Origin of the sequence: Paenibacillus pinisoli (assembly GCF_003605435.1) — a bacterium.
Classification (GTDB): Bacteria; Bacillota; Bacilli; order Paenibacillales; family Paenibacillaceae; genus Pristimantibacillus; species Pristimantibacillus pinisoli.
Window position 1 is genome coordinate 193,660 of sequence record NZ_QXQB01000005.1, and the last position, 16,797, is coordinate 210,456.

Annotated in this window: 21 protein-coding genes; 2 read left to right on the forward strand and 19 right to left on the reverse strand. The window is 50.2% G+C overall.

What is annotated here, in order from left to right:
- Positions 1-14: 14 nt before the first annotated feature.
- The 3 genes from D3P09_RS21780 to D3P09_RS21790 all read right to left on the reverse strand — a co-directional run bounded on the left by D3P09_RS21780 (position 15) and on the right by D3P09_RS21790 (position 2,184).
- On the reverse strand, positions 15-1,199 hold the full coding sequence (locus D3P09_RS21780) for an MFS transporter (protein WP_279387142.1): 1,185 nt from the start codon (positions 1,197-1,199) through the stop codon (positions 15-17).
- Between the two features lie 182 nt (positions 1,200-1,381).
- Positions 1,382-1,669: a hypothetical protein gene (locus tag D3P09_RS21785; protein WP_120113533.1), complete on the reverse strand. Its 288-nt coding sequence runs from the start codon at positions 1,667-1,669 to the stop codon at positions 1,382-1,384.
- 71 nt (positions 1,670-1,740) lie between these two features.
- Positions 1,741-2,184, reverse strand: coding sequence for a DUF6376 family protein (locus tag D3P09_RS21790; RefSeq protein ID WP_120113534.1), 444 nt, complete (start codon positions 2,182-2,184; stop codon positions 1,741-1,743).
- Between the two features lie 164 nt (positions 2,185-2,348).
- Here D3P09_RS21790 and D3P09_RS21795 point away from each other — a divergent pair, with 164 nt between their 5' ends.
- Positions 2,349-3,566, forward strand: coding sequence for an oxalate decarboxylase family bicupin (locus D3P09_RS21795; RefSeq protein WP_120113535.1), 1,218 nt, complete (start codon positions 2,349-2,351; stop codon positions 3,564-3,566).
- Positions 3,567-3,713: 147 nt separating this feature from the next.
- Here the strand turns inward: D3P09_RS21795 and D3P09_RS21800 are convergent, their stop codons facing one another.
- The 5 genes from D3P09_RS21800 to D3P09_RS21820 all read right to left on the reverse strand — a co-directional run bounded on the left by D3P09_RS21800 (position 3,714) and on the right by D3P09_RS21820 (position 8,568).
- Positions 3,714-4,865, reverse strand: a complete 1,152-nt coding sequence (locus tag D3P09_RS21800) for a serine hydrolase domain-containing protein (RefSeq protein WP_120113536.1) — start codon at positions 4,863-4,865, stop codon at positions 3,714-3,716.
- A gap of 151 nt (positions 4,866-5,016) precedes the next feature.
- Entirely contained in the window at positions 5,017-5,544 is a 528-nt protein-coding gene (locus D3P09_RS21805) for a YfiT family bacillithiol transferase (protein WP_120113537.1), read from the reverse strand.
- A 126-nt stretch (positions 5,545-5,670) separates the two neighbouring features.
- Positions 5,671-6,558: a prenyltransferase/squalene oxidase repeat-containing protein gene (locus D3P09_RS21810; RefSeq protein WP_120113538.1), complete on the reverse strand. Its 888-nt coding sequence runs from the start codon at positions 6,556-6,558 to the stop codon at positions 5,671-5,673.
- A 32-nt stretch (positions 6,559-6,590) separates the two neighbouring features.
- On the reverse strand, positions 6,591-7,523 hold the full coding sequence (locus D3P09_RS21815; protein WP_120113539.1) for a helix-turn-helix transcriptional regulator: 933 nt from the start codon (positions 7,521-7,523) through the stop codon (positions 6,591-6,593).
- Positions 7,524-7,599: 76 nt separating this feature from the next.
- The gene (locus tag D3P09_RS21820; protein WP_120113540.1) at positions 7,600-8,568 is read right to left on the reverse strand and encodes an NAD(P)H-quinone oxidoreductase; all 969 of its coding nucleotides are present in this window, start codon (positions 8,566-8,568) and stop codon (positions 7,600-7,602) included.
- 83 nt (positions 8,569-8,651) lie between these two features.
- Between D3P09_RS21820 and D3P09_RS21825 the strand changes: the two genes are divergently transcribed.
- A complete protein-coding gene (locus D3P09_RS21825; protein WP_120113541.1) occupies positions 8,652-9,833 on the forward strand; it encodes a stalk domain-containing protein in 1,182 nt (393 codons plus the stop codon).
- A 51-nt stretch (positions 9,834-9,884) separates the two neighbouring features.
- On the opposite strand, the gene D3P09_RS21830 is transcribed toward D3P09_RS21825, so the two are convergent.
- From D3P09_RS21830 to D3P09_RS21880, 11 genes are all read right to left on the reverse strand, one after another.
- Entirely contained in the window at positions 9,885-10,607 is a 723-nt protein-coding gene (locus D3P09_RS21830; protein WP_120113542.1) for a YebC/PmpR family DNA-binding transcriptional regulator, read from the reverse strand.
- A 154-nt stretch (positions 10,608-10,761) separates the two neighbouring features.
- Positions 10,762-11,412: a carboxylesterase family protein gene (locus D3P09_RS21835; RefSeq protein ID WP_120113543.1), complete on the reverse strand. Its 651-nt coding sequence runs from the start codon at positions 11,410-11,412 to the stop codon at positions 10,762-10,764.
- A complete protein-coding gene (locus tag D3P09_RS21840; RefSeq protein WP_120113544.1) occupies positions 11,409-12,047 on the reverse strand; it encodes an HAD family hydrolase in 639 nt (212 codons plus the stop codon). The genes D3P09_RS21835 and D3P09_RS21840 overlap by 4 nt, the downstream gene beginning before the upstream one ends.
- 25 nt (positions 12,048-12,072) lie before the next feature.
- Positions 12,073-12,672 (reverse strand): class I SAM-dependent methyltransferase, encoded by a 600-nt coding sequence (locus D3P09_RS21845; RefSeq protein WP_243644386.1) that lies wholly within the window; start codon positions 12,670-12,672, stop codon positions 12,073-12,075.
- Between the two features lie 149 nt (positions 12,673-12,821).
- On the reverse strand, positions 12,822-13,295 hold the full coding sequence (locus D3P09_RS21850) for a hypothetical protein (protein ID WP_120113546.1): 474 nt from the start codon (positions 13,293-13,295) through the stop codon (positions 12,822-12,824).
- Between the two features lie 157 nt (positions 13,296-13,452).
- Entirely contained in the window at positions 13,453-13,827 is a 375-nt protein-coding gene (locus tag D3P09_RS21855) for a GNAT family N-acetyltransferase (RefSeq protein ID WP_243644387.1), read from the reverse strand.
- A gap of 14 nt (positions 13,828-13,841) precedes the next feature.
- Positions 13,842-14,543, reverse strand: a complete 702-nt coding sequence (locus D3P09_RS21860) for a hypothetical protein (RefSeq protein WP_120113547.1) — start codon at positions 14,541-14,543, stop codon at positions 13,842-13,844.
- A gap of 41 nt (positions 14,544-14,584) precedes the next feature.
- The gene (locus D3P09_RS21865; protein ID WP_120113548.1) at positions 14,585-14,884 is read right to left on the reverse strand and encodes an antibiotic biosynthesis monooxygenase family protein; all 300 of its coding nucleotides are present in this window, start codon (positions 14,882-14,884) and stop codon (positions 14,585-14,587) included.
- Positions 14,885-14,927: 43 nt separating this feature from the next.
- A complete protein-coding gene (locus D3P09_RS21870; protein ID WP_120113549.1) occupies positions 14,928-15,557 on the reverse strand; it encodes an AAA family ATPase in 630 nt (209 codons plus the stop codon).
- A complete protein-coding gene (locus D3P09_RS21875) occupies positions 15,547-16,053 on the reverse strand; it encodes a GNAT family N-acetyltransferase (protein ID WP_120113550.1) in 507 nt (168 codons plus the stop codon). The genes D3P09_RS21870 and D3P09_RS21875 overlap by 11 nt, the downstream gene beginning before the upstream one ends.
- Complete coding sequence (locus D3P09_RS21880) at positions 16,050-16,784, reverse strand: metallophosphoesterase family protein (RefSeq protein WP_120113551.1); 735 nt, start codon at positions 16,782-16,784, stop codon at positions 16,050-16,052. Before D3P09_RS21880 ends, D3P09_RS21875 begins: the two co-directional genes overlap by 4 nt.
- Between the last annotated feature and the right edge of the window lie 13 nt (positions 16,785-16,797).

The following is a 16,797-nucleotide window of genomic DNA, read 5'->3' on the forward strand; positions in this document are numbered from 1 at the left end:
ATTAGCCCCTTCAATCAACCTTCAACTGGCAGCCGCTTTGGTCTGAACAGAAAACCAAGCAGCGCGAACGCCAGGAATGCCGTCCCCAAAAACAGAAAAATGCTATGGGTCGAAACATAACGAATGCCGAATCCGCCAATCGTTGGCCCCAATATGCTGCCTATGCTGAAGTGAATCGATGCGATCACGTTAGCGGCAGGCAAGATGGACTTGGGCAGCAAATCTGCCGCATATGCCAGTCCCAATGAATAGAATGAACCGACTACTCCCCCCGCCAAGGCAAAGAGTACGAATAGCAATGCAATCTCATTGCCTGCCGCGGGAATGGCAAGGAAAACAACTGCACCGATCATGCCGCATGCTATGAGAATCGGCTTACGGCCGACCCGGTCGCTCCAAATGCCAAGCGGCAGCTGAAGAATAAGGCTTCCTATGCCGAATGACAGCAGCAGCAGCGAGATCCAGTGCTGGCTTATGTCGATGCGCATGCCATACAGCGGAAAGTTGCTGTTCATAGACGATTCCATTAAACCGTACAGGAAACCGGGAATAAGGACGAACCATGCCACCCGGTAGGTTGTCAGGAACCGGTTCTCCGTCTTAGCTCCCCTGGCTGCCCGCTCAGGCCATTCATTCGCCGTGCGCAGCACCAACAGGAGTACCGTAATAAAGAAAACGCTGGAAACAAGAAACGGAACAGCTCTGCCGAGCGGCATCAGATTAATGCCCAGCGGTCCGATACTGAATCCAAGACCGTACGACATCCCGTAAAGGGAGATATAGCGGCCGCGTCGATCGGCTGGCGCAGTGCTCACAATCCAGAGCTGCGATGCATAATGCAAGGCACTGTCTCCCACGCCGACGATCAGGCGCAGCACGAACCATGCTGCCAATGAGTGAGTAAGCGGGAACAACAAGGTGGACAGCGTGACCAGCGTAATGCCTGCCACAATGACTTTCTTATAGCCAAACCGCAACACCGGCTTCTCAATGAAAAACATCGTACAGAAAATGCCAATGTACATCGCAGCGGAATTAATGCCGTTCAGATCTGACGAGACGCCGGCATCCTCCAGCATAATTGATAATAAAGGCAACAACATGCCTTGGCTCATACCCGCAACGACTACTACGAGCAGAAGCACCAGCAATCGGTAGGATGACGGATGCTGTGCTGATGATAATGAAGCTGATGACAAGACGATAGCACTCTCCTCGCAAATAATGCCTCCGTGAGGCCCTCACACATTGTAACGTGGCCGGCTCCGGTTGGCAACCTTGACTCGCTGGAAGTGACTAAGTCCATCAAACCTGTCTAAATGCTGTAAAATCAGCCCTTTTCTCTCTCGACATTCCGCATCCTTGAATTAAGCTTTTAAGCTCAAAGATCGGCTGTATAGATCTTAAACGTCTCGATAAATGCGGCGGGGTCCTCTGGCACCGTGTACGGGTAAACACCATGGCCGGTATGCACATACAGCATGCCTCCCCCGTCGCCTAGCGGCCGATACGAGAGATCATGCACCTCTTGCAGCGGAAAGCTGCGCCGCTTCGTCTCAAGGCGGTCGTGATACAGCAGCATCTGCCGAGGTTCTTTGACTGTTTTCATTTCAGTGCCCGTTAAGATTCGTTCGATTTTATAGTAGGACTGCACCGCAATCCAGGACATGTCTCGCTCTCCCTTCCTTTTGGCCTCAAGAGAAGAAGCCCCCAGGTCATGCCTTGGAGGCTCCAATTTAGTCAGCTAGGATTGAGTGCATTCAATTGACCAAGCAACTCGTTAATTTTGCCTACGGTGTCTGGAATGCCTGTTGATTCGAATGCAGCTCTGCCCTGCTCAATGTTGGTTAGAGCCTGATCGAGTCCTTGCTGAAGCTTCTCGTTATAACCTACGATGCTGGCATGAAGATCCTTGGCATAATCCGGCACCTCCAGGTTCTTATAGTTCATAATCTGATCCTTCAGTGTCAGCAGCCGGTTCTTCAGATCCGTCCTGGCATCCAGATCCGTTAAGGCTTGCTCGGCCAGTCCGTTCATATCCTGAGTAAAGCTTTCGAGTTTATTCATATATTCCGTCGTTTCAGTCGCAAAATTAACGCCCTGATTGACGCTCTCCAATATACCGCAGCCGGATGCGACGAACACTGTTAATGCCATTAATAAAGTCAAGCTCCACTTCTTCATCTTCCTTCTCTCCTTCTCCCAAACTCCCTCAATCCGCAGCTTCTTGCGTCTATTTCATTCTACCCATACATAACCATACGGAAACAAAGTCGTTACGTTCCGTATTTCGTGGACACAATCGGACTGCGCGCGGAGCTTAGCGAACATGGAAGGAGGTAGCTTGCATGAGTGAGGAGCGTCGACAGCCGGATTCCGGAATTCCTTCTTCTGAGGCCATTCCCCAGCCTATCAGGAGCGACGGGGCCGGCGGCATCGACAGAGGCCCGCGAGATATAATGAGAGATCGGCAAAATCCGGATATGCTTGTCCCGCCGGTTACGGATAACGGACTCATACCGAATGTCAGGTTTTCATTCTCGGATACGCATATGCAGCTTAACCAAGGCGGCTGGTCGCGGGAGATTACGATTAGAGAGCTCCCGATTGCTACCACACTGGCCGGCGTCAACATGAGCCTGACACCAGGCGGCGTACGCGAGCTGCACTGGCATCAGCAGGCGGAATGGTCGTATATGCTTATTGGGAGCGCCAGAATTACAGCCGTTGATCAGAACGGCCGGAACTTTATTGCCGATGTCGGCCCTGGAGATCTATGGTATTTCCCTCCCGGCATTCCGCATTCCATACAAGGGCTGGAGGATGGCTGCGAATTTCTGCTTGTGTTCGACGACGGGCATTTCTCCGATCTGAATACGCTGTCGCTCACGGATTGGTTCGCCCATACGCCGAAGGAAGTGCTGTCCGCCAATTTCGGCATTCCGGAATCGGAACTCGCCTCCATACCGCGTGACCAAGTGTACATTTATCAAGGAAACGTGCCAGGCCCACTTGCCACTGACGCGGTTCAGTCTCCATATGGTGAAATTCCTGAACCCTTTACGCATAAGCTGCTGGCACAGCCGCCGCTGAAGACGCCTGGGGGCAGTGTCCGCATAGTCGATTCCAGCAATTTTCCCATATCGAAGACCATAGCGGCTGCGCTGGTCGAGATTCAGCCTGGAGCTATGAGAGAGCTGCATTGGCATCCCAACAATGATGAATGGCAATATTATTTGACAGGGCAAGGCCAGATGACTGTATTCGGCGCTGAAGGCAATGCCCGCACATTTGATGTTCGCGCCGGCGACGTCGGCTATGTGCCTTTTGCCTTCGGACATTATATTCAGAACACCGGGACGGAGACGCTTTGGTTTCTCGAAATGTTCAAGAGCGACCGATTCGCCGACGTGTCGCTTAATCAATGGCTTGCACTAACTCCGCAAGATCTTGTGGCAAGCAATTTGAATGTAGGTGGAGACTTCCTGTCCCATCTCCGCAAAGAAAAATGGCCTGTTGTGAAAATGCCGGGCTTCACCTATGACAATCGTTCAAATAAGGAGTAACGATAATAAGCCCCCTCAGGCGAGGGGGCTTATTCAAGATGAAGGGTTGCGCTATTCAACTATAATGTAAAAGCCCGTTAATTCGCAGACTAATTGCCGTTAATTGCTGTTGCATTGAGCTTGGCTGCAAACAGACCTATTCCAGCACTATTTCAGACTCGACCAAATAATCTGCTTGGTGCCGAGCACCGATTCCGGCACCCAGGAATAAACGGATGGCACAAAAAACGTAACGACCAGCTTCTCAACAGGATCGACGAACATGGCTGACCTGCCGGCCCCCTCCATCTGGTACGTTCCGATAGATTCGTAAGACATATGATCAATGGCGAGATCAATGCCGAGCGCGTGGCCCTTATCCTTCACCTTGCCGCCCCAATGGAAAGCGGGAATCTGGAACAGATGGCGTTTCGTGAGAAGCTCGACCGACTTCCGTCCCAGAATGCGAGTTCCTTCGAATGCGCCGCCGTTCAGAAGCATTTGGCTGAATCTCCACAGATCATATAGGGTCGAGTATAAGCCGCTGGCCGATCTCGGCGGGTAACGGAGATCCTCGTCTTCCTGATCCTTCAACGCGTCCAGATCATATTGCGTGATCGTCAATACTTCGCCGTGCAAGTATTCCGGCACTTGGAAGAAGGTGCGGCGCAGCTTCAGCGGCAAAATAATATTGTCGATGATATACGATTCATAGCTTTGGCCGGATACGCGGCGAATCACTTCGCCAAGCAGCATGAACCCGGCCCCCGAATAGTTGTAGGCTGTGCCCGGCTCGCAAGCAAGCGTCCCTTGCAGTTGCTTGGCGATCCAGCCGTCCATGCCGTCCTCTCCCCACCATGGGCGAGGATACGGCTCGTTATAATAGCCGGTAACCGGCGAAAGCCCCGAGGTGTGCGTCAACAAGTGAAACAAGGTGATGTTCCCGTGCATCGGGTTGTCGAATTCCTTCAGAATCGACGCAACCGGCTGGTCCAGATAAAGCTTGCCGTCTTCAATCAGCTTGACGACAGCTGCTGCGGTAAAAGCCTTCGTAATAGACGAAATCTTCATAATCGCATCCGGCAGCAATTCGCCCCTGCCAGTCGTGCCGGTCAATGCCCCCATGGAACGCCAGGCAATAATCTTGCCGTGTCTTGCGACCAGGTAGCTGCCGCCCTGCAGCTTCTCGGCAGCCATAAGACCTTGGATATGAGCGTCCAGCTTGATCAGCTGGCTTTCATCCATATCGACCGAGCCGGGACTCGCATCAAGCGCGCCCTCAATGACCCTGGATTCCAACTCCAACTCTACTTCACTCATGTCTCCACCCACCCTTTTTATATACTAGAAATTCATTCTAAAGGATAGGTTTTGACCAGTCTACGGCTGAATCGACAATACATTGCAAAGTATAAAATATAATGAAATTATATCATATTTTTCATACTCTTCATGGTCATCGAGAGACTCTCTACCAGCCTTTGCGATGTTTCAAATGAACGATATGCGCGAGATGATGGCGGCCGTGCCAGGCATACATGCCCAGGTTCACATCGAGCGGGATCGATGTCCCCTGCTCCGGATGATAGAACGTGCGTCCATAAGCTTCCCCAGGCAGAGATTGCAGAAGCGTCGTCCATCTGCGATGCAGCGAGGCCAGCAATGCCAGCGATGTCTCCACAGGCTCCAGCTCAGTATCCTGAAGTTCAGCCCAACGATCCTCATAATACGGCTTAATGACAGGGTTATCCTCCGTCAGCGCCAGCTTCAGGCGAATGTAGGCGTTCATATGGCTGTCCGCGACATGATGGATGACTTGCCTGACTGTCCATCCTCCATCACGGTACGGCGTGCTGAGCTGCTCGCTAGACAAGCCAGAGACCGCCTCTCCAAGCTGCTCAGGCAATGAAGCGATCTCATAGATCCAGCTCTTCCGCTGGGCTGCGTCAATCTCTCCATCATGATGGAACGTACCTATCGGGTAACGAATATCTTCCATTTGGCTCATCTCCTCTTTGTGAATGATATTGACAACCTTGTGCTTATTGTAGATGAGACAGCCGTGATCAGCCCATGAATGAAGGCGATAAAAGTTTGCAGTACTTCACAACCAGCCGGCAAAATGTTATAGTCTGCCGAATGCTCTCAGTGTTCTGAGCCGATCTACCGTAAGCGCTCCGCGCCATTCCAGCTCGCCAAGCGGACTTGCCGCCGGAAAGCTGATCGGCCAGCCGCCGTCTTCCGACTGCTGCCGGATCAAAGCATCCAAGTGCTCATCCAGCTCGGCTTCCGTAACGAAGGATGCAGCATAGCTGTCTGGAGCAGTTACCCAATCCATGACCTTCTGCACATAACCCTCTGCATTCGGATTACGATCGATAACGCCGTCCTTCGCCAGCCACGCATTCAGCTTTTCCTTTGCCAGCGAGGTTTGTGGTGTAACAGGCGCATGCTCCAGGAAAGACACCCACTGAACGCCTTCATGATATTCGCCAGGTTCAGGCTTCTCCATGGCTTCCCAGACGAAACGCATACTCCGCTGAATCCATTCTACCTTCTCCCACTCCGGCCAGCGCGGATGCTTCATCAGCAGCCCGAGAATATGGCCTGTCGGATTCAAGTTGGCCACGTCGTCCCGCTCTATGATCCACCATGGCGCATGCGGATAGGCAAGCAGACTGCGGTAGGCAAGCGGAAAGCCGCCCTCAGGATGTGTGATACCTTTCAGATAACGTATTATCCCATCCATTAACTCCGAGTCATATGCTTCCAACTCATCAATCATGATGAGCGCATGCTCAGTCGGAACGGGCTGGCTCTGCGGACAACGAATATCAGGCTCCAGCGCATGTCCGAACCCTCCATCCTGGTTTTGATACGCTGCCAGCGCCTGCAGGACACACTCTTGGCTCCCGCCTTCGAACCAATAAGCGAACCGCTGGCGATCCAGCAATCTCGCATTTTGATAGATGAACGCTCTTGCTTTCTCCAACACATTTGATTGATTGATCATCCTTAACCGCCTCCCTTTGCTCTAAAAGGAATTCAAGGCCGGGCATACCGATCGGCCAGCTTGCAGCCCAGCTCATACAAATCACGCCTCAGTTCATCCGGTTCCAGAATAGTTGCATCCATCCCCATGCCATAAAAGAACTTGACGGCCCAATCCCGCTCACTCGCCGGACAATCAAATCGCAGCTCCCACTCGTCATCATCGATCTGCCTGACGTAATGCCCGACATGCATATCCTGCTCTGCAAGCAGAGCACCGCGATAGGTCAGCTTGGCATGAATCGGGATTGGCGCCTGATCCGAATTGGCGTGTTCCTTAACCGGTACAGACGCAGCAGATTCCGGCGGCAGCGCCGCTTGCAGCTCCAGAAATCGATCTACGCGAAAGCTCCTCTGCTCGCCATGCTCATGCGAATCAGCCTCGCAATACCAGAAGCCATGGGCCATATACACCCGTATGGGCCGCATATGCAGCCATCGCTGATGCTTCTCCGAGCGGTAATGCGCCAGAATCCAGGACGATTCCGCGGCATAAGCCAATAGTTGGTCCAGCAGTCGCGTGCGCTGCGGCCGGTCCGGAATCTCGATCTCCAGCCGGTTCAGCACGGGCTCGACTTCCTCCAGCATGCTTGGCGGCAGCGTGGAACGGATCTTGTCCATGACAGTCCATCTGGCCTGATGGAACGGCGTATCGGTCAACCGCGTCACTGCATTCAGCGCGAACAGAATGACAAGTGCCTCTTCCGAGCTGAAGTGCAGCGGCGGCAGCGAATACCCTTCCATTAAGCGATAACCGCCGGAAGGGCCGGACACCGCGTACAGCGGTATCCCGATCTCGGCAAGCGCCTGCATATCGCGAAGAATGGTTCTTTTCGATACCTCCAGCTTATCAGCAAGGGATTGTGCGGTTGCCGGCCGCTGCTGCAAAGTAATAAGTATGGCCATAAGCCTGTCCGATCGTTTCAACCTTGAATTCCTCCTATGTGCCTTCAGTATATCGGATAATTGGTGACAGGTTGGATGTCATCGATTTTGCGGCGGATTAGGATACCGTTAAAATAATTTTACCGATATTGCGATTGCTCTCCATATAGGCATGCGCCTCCTCTGCCCGGCTCCAATCCCATTCCGAATCAATGACAGGATAGATGTTCCCGCTTGCCAGAAGCGGCAAGAAGCGCGCTGCGAATTCCGCAGTCAATGCTTCCTTGCGGTCAGCCGACAATGTCCTGAGCGAAGTCCCAATAATCTGCAAACGGCGCGCGATAAGCTGTGACAAGTTCAATTCCTTCGCCTTGGCGCCGCCTAACAGGCCAATGATGATAAGCTTGCCGTCCAGAGCAAGCGCGGCCAGATTCTGTTCCCAATAAGACTCGCCGACAAAATCCATAATGATATCTGCGCCTTTGCCGGATGTAGCCTCCATCACCTTGGGCAGAAACGGCCCTTCTTTATAATCGATTGCTGCATCTGCGCCCATCTCCAAGCAAGCTTCCAGCTTGGCTGCAGAGCCGGCAGTCGCGATCACAAAACAGCCTGCCGATTTCGCCAACTGGATAGCAGCCGTCCCTACGCCGCTTGCTCCCGCATGGACCAGCACGGACTGTCCGGCCTCTAGGCGGCCTAATCGGAACAAGTTCAGGTAAGCGGTCAGGAATACTTCCGGGATGCCCGCTGCCTGAGCATAAGTGAGGCCTTGCGGAATCGGCATCGCCATGCCGGCAGGCAAGCGCACACGCTCCGCGTAACCGCCGCCCGGCAGCAAGGCCATGACGCGGTCGCCGGGCTTCCATGGGCCTGCCCCCTCCAGAACGATGCCCGCCATCTCCAAACCCAGAATCGGAGAAGCGCCTGCCGGCGGCGGATAATGCCCCCGTTTTTGCAGCAAATCGGCACGATTAAGCGCAGTTGCCTTGACCTCAACCAGCAGCTCTCCATAGGCTGAATCCGGCTCTGCCGCTTCCCCAATGATCAGACGATTCGTTGCCAGATCTTGCACAATAGCTTTCATAATGGACGCCTCCTGTACTATTTTATAAAGCGGAATATGCCGATAACTATAAAGTTGAATATCTTGTAAAAGGAGAGACTCTTTTGAAACAACTGCAACCCTTGTTCATCCTGCTTGCTTTAAGCTTAATCGTAACGTTATTTCCCCAGAAAAGCGACGCCGCTACAAAAAAATCCTTATCTATTGCTGTGAATGACTTGGTTCTTCCTGATGCGGAAGCTGTTTATCGGGATGATATGATTTATGTTCCTTTGAGGAGCGTGTTCGAAGGGCTTGAATATGAATTGTTCTATAATGAGAATGATAAAAGTATCCAGTTTGAGATCCAAAATAATGCGTTTACATTATTTATCAATGAGAATACTGTCTTAACAGCTGGTAGTATCTATCATAGTCAATATCCATTTGTATTAATAAAACAAAGAACATATATTCCACTCGCTATTTTTGAAAAATTATTAATTACTCAAGTTCATATGGATCAAAGTAACAACCTGCTATCCTTCCAAACTATGAACTTCTCAAATGATATAGATATAGAAAATCTTGTCGAAGCTTATTTTACAAGAAGTACAGATCTAATTGATATTTTTAGTCCAGACATTCCTCCGAAAGAAGTAGAGTTTTATGAGTTCCGTCAAACTGTATTGGAAAAAATGACTGACTTCAAAGTGATCGAAATCATATATGAATCCGTTACAGATGCATTGGCCGTTGTAAGCTATAATGCTGAAACGCCAGCAGTATATATTGAAAAGGTATTTGAATTCTCCTTCACCAACAATAACGGACAATGGCGATTAACAAGTCAATTGGAACAAGATGAAGAAACAATTTCAGTTGGAAACTACGATCAATTGGCACAAACTCTTGTTGAATCGAACCCTGATAAAGTGAAAATACTTCTTGATGACGTGGCCTTTCACTATACGGCTAATTATGATGGAAAAGATGTAGCAGCTGCAATGAGCACGTATTCCCCCAAATTTATTGAACGATGGAATAAAAGCATGCCTTGGATAAGCTTTGAGGATCAACTAAGAATGGAAATGGGGAGCTTACCTAGACATGAATTGTTAGAATCAAAAGCAATCTACATGGATGATGAATATGCAGCTGTCTACATACGAATAAGAATTCATTATAATGAAAAGAATGGGAATTCTGAAGAACAGAAACCAATGGTACACGAAGAAATTATTTACCTCGAACACACAAATAAAAACAGATGGACATACATTGACTTCGATGTATACAATAATTGAATGCCAACAAAGCCGCGACAACCGTCGCGGCTTTGTTCATGGGAGAAAAAATTAGTCTTCCTGCTCCACGTTATGATATACCTGTTGTACGTCCTCCAGATCCTCCAGCGCATCGATCAGCTTCTCGAATTGCGCCTCGCTCTCAGCGGACGGCATTGCGACATAGTTCTGGGCCAGCATGGTCAGCTCGGCAATGTCAAACTCCGTAATGCCCGCTTGCTTGAATGCTTCTTGAACGGCATGGAATTGGTCAGGCTCCGCATAGACGATAACCGACTCGTCTTCCTCGACGATATCGCGAACGTCAACATCGGATTCCAGCATCAGCTCCATCACTTCGTCCAGCGATTTGCCCGATACACCGATAACAGCAGTCGCATCGAACATATAAGCTACAGAGCCGCTCACGCCCATGCTGCCTCCCGCTTTGTTGAATGCAGAGCGTACAGCAGGTGCTGTACGATTCACATTATTCGTCAGCGTGTCTACAATGACCATTGAGCCGTTCGGGCCAAAACCTTCGTAACGCAGCTCTTGGTAGTTCTCGTCTCCCGCGCCTTTGGCTTTATCAATCGCGCGATCGATAATCGCTTTCGGCACGTTGTATGTTTTGGCACGCTCAAGCACCACTTTAAGAGCACGGTTGGACTCAGGGTCCGGCTCGCCTTTCTTGGCGGCCACATAAATTTCAACGCCGAACTTGGCGTATATCCGGCTTGTATTTGCGTCCTTGGACGCTTTCTTTTCCTTAATATTGTTCCATTTACGACCCATGCTGCTCCCACTTTCTTCTTTATGGATTCTTCATCATTATAACCGATTTTTGGGCAGATGTGGACAGGCTGTTGTGCAAACCAGTTGAAACCTGCTTAAAAGCGGCTTTAAGCTGCATTTTTGCTTATGTAGAAGGAGCAGCTGATGGAAAAGTCTATACCTTAAGCCTATGGGACAATAACCACTCCACCCATTCATCTTGATCGTAGGCATGATGCATGATACGGTGCCCCTCACCTGGAACAGTGGTCAACCGTATTTGCGGATTGATGTCCTTTAACGCTTCGACCATCTCGTGCGTTCTTTCGTAAGGAACAATATCATCGGCGTCGCCATGGAATGCCCAGATGGGAATGTCCTTTAGAAGCTCTGCCTGGTCGGGATTGAACCAGCCCGAAAGTGGCGATACTGCCGCGAATACCCCCTGCTGATGCGCAGCATAATACCAGGCGCCGTGTCCGCCCATACTGAAACCGGTTAAATACACACGCTGCCGGTCAATCGGATAGCGAACCAGAATATCTTCCAGCAGCAGCATGATATCGTCCATTTCATCCGTCCATGACGAGTCGCCCGGACATTGTGGTGAAAGGATGAGGAAATGCAATTCGTTGTCAGCTTGAATTCTCGTGTTCAATCCGTAATCTCGCAAAAGTGCAATGTCATCTCCTCGGCGGTTGGAACCATGCAGGAACAAAACGAGCGGCCATTCTGCCGCATCATCCCCTTCACAAGCCTCAGGCAATGCTAGCATGTAATTGATGCCTTTTGAAGGCAAAGCGAATTTTTCTTCCAGTACGATCATTCCGCAAGCTCCCTTCTATTTATTAATTCTAATAGCTCGATTGGAGAATTCAGCTTATATCTCGCTTCGATGGTATCCGGATTGCCGCAGCCCCACAGGGCAAGCGCAAAGTCGATTCCGGCATCGCGCGCGCATTGCGCGTCATAGATCGTATCGCCAATGTACAAGGATGCAGCCGGATCTGCTCCGGACAGCTCCAAAAACTTAAGCAGAGGTTCAGGATGAGGCTTGTGCCTTGCCGTGTCGTCTGCGCATACTACATGGTGCAGTTCACCCATCAGTCCATGCGGGACGAAATCCGCATGAAGCTCCTCTGTTGTTTTGGATGTAACGATACCCGTCATAACGCCTTCAAGATTTAATGCAGCCAACAAGTCCTTAATGCCGTTAAATACATGGATCGTATGAGCAAAATCAACCATGTATTCATTCCAACGCTCATTCGCCCGATCTATATCTTTTATTCCAAAACGAGGCAGGGCATCCGCTCCTGGGATGCCAAGCACAAATGTCAGCTGCTCCGTCTCCAGATGCTGTCCGTAATCAAGCATCAACATCTTCTGCAGAGATCCGAGCACTGCCTTTTCGGTGTCAATCAATGTGCCGTCTACGTCGAATATGAAAGTCTGATACATGTCTGCTCTCCTTTATAGTCACAATCTATTGGACCGGCTTTCGAACGACCAAAGTAACGCAATCTGAGGACAGTCTGACTGGCTCATCCCCTCTAGTAATCTCGAAAACAAGCGGTTTGACGAGCCGCTTCATCGTCTCCCAGCCATGATAGGTCTGATCAAGAAGTTCACGCATCGCTTTTGTCGACATATTGATCTCGAACATGGGATCAAGCGTTTCATTCATTCGAATAGATATTTCCTGTATATTGCTGCCAATAATGATGCAATGAATGCCGCCCGGCTTAGTGCCTGTAACCATCTCCATAAGCTTGCGCCTCAGTTCTTCCTCTGATCTCAGATGCTCTAAAGCAGATACTGCAATAATGGCGTCAAAGCTCTCCGCCTCTATGCGGTAGCTTTCAATGTCCGACTGTACAGCTTCTATGTTAGAGTCAACTTGATGAATGCGGCTGTAATTCATAAGACCCTCTATGGCTGAGCTTAGCATATCCACGGCCACTACCGACCCATTGAAAGCCTTCAAGTAACCGGCAATTGGAATCGTATTGCGACCGACGCCGCTCCCTAGATCAAGTACCCGCATCGCATCCGATTGAATCAGCTCCGGCAGGATTTCCAGCACCGTCTGAACCGGCGAATGCAGCCAAGATCCCGGCTCGAATAGCTTGTGCTGCCCATAGCATTGATCATGGTACTGCTTCTCCTCCGCGCGGATACGACTTATCCTATCCGATGGTTCTTGAACGGAATGGCCAATTATAAGAATCCCTCCTACTTGTTTGGTTCCTCCAATAGGTTTTTGGCGATGTCTTGGGCCTCTTCAATCGTTGCTGCCCCGTTCACAAAGTAACCGTGTTCTACAGGATAACGTTCCCTGAAGTCTTTAAGTTGCAGCCACACATGCTTAAAGTCGGTGGCCAAATACATCGTGCCTAGGCTTGTAACCGAACTGCCCTTCAATTCGGTTAATATGGCGAAATAAGATGCTCTGTTTTCTTTTAGAAGAACGTCATACGTCCTCTCTCCTGAAGTCAACGTTCCTTTAATACTGTCTTTGGCGAAAAGGAACCGTGATCGCTCTCCTTTGAAGTAGACGGTATCCGGAGCAATAAAGTTCAAGTCCGCGTCGTAGACAATGCCCTGATAAGTCTGCTCGATGGCGATCGGGCGGTGATATTGGTACATGAGCAGCGCAGCAACAGCTACGATCAGAATTGTGATGGACAGATATATTTTGCTTTTCATTGCAGCTTGTTCACACCTTTGCGCAATAAACTAACATCCGATTGACGGCTGGTTAGCCAGTACAACTGATTCCTCAATCTGCCGGTCGGGAACATTCCAATATAATCGAAGCAATCTCTCTTTCTCTTGGGCAGAGACAAGCCGGAACCCGTGCTTCTCATAAAAATCGAATCGCCCAGCTTGCATCCGCCCATGTGCCGATTAATACTGGCTGAGCTGTACGTTCCAGCAAGTCATGCAGCAGCTTGCCGCCTACGCCCTGATTACGGGCCGTCGTTCGGACGTAAGCATGGCGTATCAGACTGACTTCTCCCTTATCCTGCAGTCCCATCACACCAATCAGTTCACCGCCTTCATCCGTGCAGCCCCAGAACCGAACTCCCTCCTCCAGCTCCCGTTCAAGCTCTGACATGGTCATATAGGGTTCGCGGTAGCGGTCATTCGGAATCCTGCCTTTGTAGGCAACCGCCGCATCGTTAATAATGGCGTGAATGGCCGCCGTTTCATTCGTTTCACATACACGAATCATCATGGCTCTCTTCCTTTCTATTGCTCCGAAGCGGATTTGAAGTGGTTATTCGTCCATGCATAATGATTGGTGAACGTCTTTCCGGCAGAATTGTCGTAGTATTCAAGCTTGAAGCCAGCATCTCCCCATGGCTCGAATTCGATAGCATGACGGCTTCCGCCGCTTGCGAATAAGTGCTGTCGATCGGCGATATCCAATCTCTCTATCGAATAGTCTTCTCTGATCGTATAAAGCTGATAGTAATTGCCATTACTGGTTCCATATTGTCCAAGCGCAAAATCAATATCTCCATCTCCGTTATAGTCCGCGAATGACAGCTCGAAGATCTCATTCACCTGCTGAAAAAACGAACGGTCGATATCAAATTGCCGTAATACATTACCGCTACCATCACGAATGACGAATTGAAAGCTTCCTTGCCAATTCCGCCCCATAAGTGCCCCCGGATTCCAATCCTCATAGTAACTGCCTTCAATCAGCGCCACATCCAGATCGATGTCCACGCCCAAATAAGAGAATAGTGAATTATGGGAAACCGTCATCGGTCCAGATATCTGAATAGCGGCTGGATTGTTCTCTGCAGCCTGTGCAGTCCGATCGTTAGCCGCATGGCTTGCTCCTTGATCTGAGGGATCAGAGTCTGTAAGGGTACTCGCCTGGCATGCGGTAAGGAAGAACAGAAGGAGAGACAGCATGATGAATGCCTTTAAATAACGCAATAGGATTCCCCTCTCCTATTCATTGTTATTATGCTTCTAGCTTAACGGTCTAACAGAACTTGTTCATAATGCTGGACAACAGGGAACGGGTCATAGTAATGATGCAGCAACGCCTTCCACTCCTGGTAGGGCTGAGACTCGCGGAAGCCGACTGTATGGTCCTCAAGAGTCTCCCAGTGTACAAGCAGAATATATTGGTGGTCATTCTCGATGCAGGACTGAAGCTCATGCCTGATGTAACCTTTCATGCTTGCAATAATGCTTGACGCTTCCTTGAAGCTCGCTTCAAACTCGCGGGTCTGGCCCTGTTTAATATGCAGTACGGCTGCTTCCAGAATCATCGCTATATCTCTCCTTAACCTTCTATATAAATATGGCAACTAATCAAAACCATCTCATGTGCCTGAGCTGTGTGGACCATCTATCCTTCCACTTCTGCAGCTTGCTTCGGCGGTCGGGCAGAAGCTGAACGCCGGCAATATGAGCAATTTCTTCTACAACCTCTTCAATGCTCATAAAATCTGTATCGATCTGATGGCGGAAACTCTCATGCTGCAATCCTTGAATGCAGCGGCCAATTTGCTGCGCAGCCCATGAGTTCGGCCCCTCTCTTCTTTTCCCTAGCCGTTCCAGCAGAACTTCCTTTGACGCACATAAAGCTACATGTATAACCTCAATGCCTTCTGACCTCAACCGTCCTACGATATCCTCAAAGTAGCAGGTATCTACAACTGTCATGGGTATAATTACAGGCCCTTCGTACTCTTCATGCAGCATCTTTAAGACGGCATAATTGCATTCTCGCCATGCCGGATAGTCTTGGAAATCCCCGCGGGCAATCGAAGCAGGCATTTGCTTCCGCAGAAAATAGCCCATGTTCTCCGGATCATATAAATACGAGCCAGGAAGTCTTCTGTGCATCTCGTGCGATGCTTGCGTCTTGCCAGCTCCGAATGCGCCGTTAATCCAGATCAATTTGGCCGGACCCGCTTGTTCTCTGTTACTATAGGTCATAAGCCATCCATTCTTCGTCGTACCGGACTCCGTTCACGATAAGGGCATTTCGTTCCAAGCCGTAGTTCCGAAAACCAAGCGATTCGTACAAGTTCCGCGCCCCCGTATTCATGGTGACTACCGTCAATTGAATTTGCTCCAATCCGTCCATCTGGCGAGCACGCTCAAGGATCCCCCCGATAAGCGCTCTGCCAGCTCCATGCTTGCGATAGCCGGCCTTGACGTAGACTCCCCATATAAACCCCTTATGTCTTGTCTTGCGTGCAGTCTCTCTCAGGAATCCTGCCATCCCGATAACTTGCCCGTCTGCATAAGCGCCTAACACAAATTGATTGGCTGTCTCTTCAATCTTTGCCCGCACAGCTTCTGGAGGCGTCTCGAGCGCCTCCTCATAAGAGCTGCCGAATGCCTCTGGACTCGTGCGAAGCGCCTCCAGCCGAAGGTCCCACAATAAAGAGGCTTCTTCGACCGCAATTGACCGTATTTGCACCATCATGTTTCACTCCTTTGTGTCATATTCGCAACTGCGGCTGTATCGTATATGCCATCCTCATAAAGAAGAGCATTAAGCTGAAGGCCAATCGAGCAGCCTCCGTCGATGCCGATCTTATCTCCGCCGAACCACACATTTGGATGACCATGAAGCTTGGTCGCAATGGTATGTCCGAAGATGACAGTTTTGTCTACTGTTGTTGGATGGAGATAAAATTCATCCTTAATATACATAAAATCATGCTCGGACTGCAGCGTCCAGTCAAACAAGCCCGGCCGCAGTCCGGCATGAACATAGATATGGCGGTCATCTTCCGCATATAACGGCAAGCCTGCCAAAAAGTCAAGATGGCTTGCATACTCCGCTTCTATTCTTCTCCTTGCCTCTGCTCGGCTGCGCTCGGATACCTCAAAGCTGCCGACATAGCTATGCAAGGTAGGGGGGCCTCCATGCTCGGCAAATTTGCGAAGGACGTCAGGGTCGTCCCCGCGAACAAAATCGACGAGCCGCTGATCGTGGTTTCCTCTTAGCGCAATGGCTCCATGCTGCTGCACAAGTCGCATGACGGCATCGACTGCCTCGCGGCTCTGTGGTCCCTTGTCTACGTAGTCGCCAAGCAGAATAAGCCGATCCTGCTCCGGCACATATTTCACTTTCTCTAATAATCGCTCAAAAGGCTCGATGCAACCATGAATATCGCTGATCATAATCGTCCTGCTATAGTTAGCATCCATGGTATCCCCACTC